Below are 1415 nucleotides of genomic sequence, written 5' to 3' on the forward strand. Positions count from 1 at the left end.
TAAAATAGTTACGTCAATATTAGCTTATTTTCCAGATTCGAAAAAATTGTATAATGAATTAAATCCAATCAGAAAAAAAGTATTTAAAGATTATATTTCAATAGAAAAAAGACATACTAAACGGATAAAAATGTATATTTTTTCTTCTTATGTTGGATATAAACTTTACAGACTGGTAAGAGGTAAACACTGGAAGTGAATATAATTTTTAATCTTATTTACCCGAATTGCTAGTTGATTATTTAGCCATGACTTGATACCCGATAGAATATCTTAAAGTCTCTGGTTCCAGTGATTTAGCTGATTTTAACAGTAAAGAATACGCTAAAAGTATCATCTCTAATTTCAATTGAAAACCTTGAGGCGAACGACTTTTACAACGCTCAGCTCCTAGATTTGTCAAAAAAGAGAAAACTCGCTCAATCACTTTTCTACGTTTTGAAAAATTAGGGAAAAGGATTTTCTTTTGCTTCATGTTCTTCCTGACAGGTGTAATTAGATCAATTCCTTTTAATTCCAGCCTATCATGCAGTGACTGACCTAAATATCCCATATCTCCAAGGACTGTTGGTGTCCCAAATTGACTCAACACTTCCTCGGTCATTGAACTATCAGCCATTGAAGCAGGAGTAATTGTGTAGTCTATGACATAGCCTGATTCACTGACTAAAGCATGACATTTACATCCATAGAAGTACTGTCCCTTTGTAGAATTGTAGCCAACATTTGCATAATCTCCAAGAACTTTGCTTCTGAAATTACGAATAGGCTGACACAAAGGAATGGGGAAGCTGTCAATAATGGATACACTCATTCCTTCAACCTCTTTAAAGACGAGTGCTTGGCGAATGACTTGGATACTCGGTAAGAGGGCATTACAACGGCGGACAAAGCGAGAATATTCTAGGAAATTAGGAAATAAACTTTGAGCCAATTGGTGCTTAGCTTTAAGCGTTTCACTAAAATGCAGTACGCCCCATAGGTAACAAGCGATAACTAAGCAATCTGATGTTGCGAGATGGACGTTCTTTCGGTTTTGAACCTCAAGGGAAACCCTCGTTTGATAAAGCGTCTCAATGGTTGTCAGTAAATAAACAAAAACTTTTGGAAGTGTGCTATTATAAGTCATATAAGTCGTGCGCTTTCTAATGCTTAGTGGTTTAAGATTAGGATAGCACGACTTATTTATTTTCCAATGAAATTAACTAGCAATTCGGGTTCTATTATACCTCTTTTCATACGTTTTTAGAGGTGCCCTTAACCTAGTAAAATGTTACAATTAAAGTGTCAGGTTACCATTCGAGCGGATGGCAAGTTTCAAGATTTCATGAAGTGAAATCGCAGAAAGGGAAAAAATATGAGTGTAAGAGTCGAAAAAGTTAGCATGGGTGAGGGAAAAACAACCCAGTTGGTCA

General features: G+C 35.7%; 2 protein-coding genes. One reads left to right on the forward strand and one right to left on the reverse strand.

The window, feature by feature from the left end; translation table 11 throughout:
- The coding region (locus tag AC07DW_RS34500) for a hypothetical protein (RefSeq protein WP_478861533.1) at window positions 1-199 on the forward strand (199 nt) is incomplete at its 5' end.
- Window positions 200-238: 39 nt separating this feature from the next.
- Here the strand turns inward: AC07DW_RS34500 and AC07DW_RS34505 are convergent.
- Window positions 239-1129: an IS982-like element ISLll1 family transposase gene (locus AC07DW_RS34505; RefSeq protein ID WP_478861534.1), complete on the reverse strand. Its 891-nt coding sequence runs from the start codon at window positions 1127-1129 to the stop codon at window positions 239-241.
- Window positions 1130-1415: the final 286 nt, after the last annotated feature.

The sequence above is a fragment of the Streptomyces sp. NPDC045701 genome, assembly GCF_056432045.1.

What these genes read in the sequence shown, in the direction of transcription:
- AC07DW_RS34505 (WP_478861534.1), bottom strand. Translation starts at nt 1,129, where the DNA reads ATGACTTATAATAGCACACTTCCAAAAGTTTTTGTTTATTTACTGACA.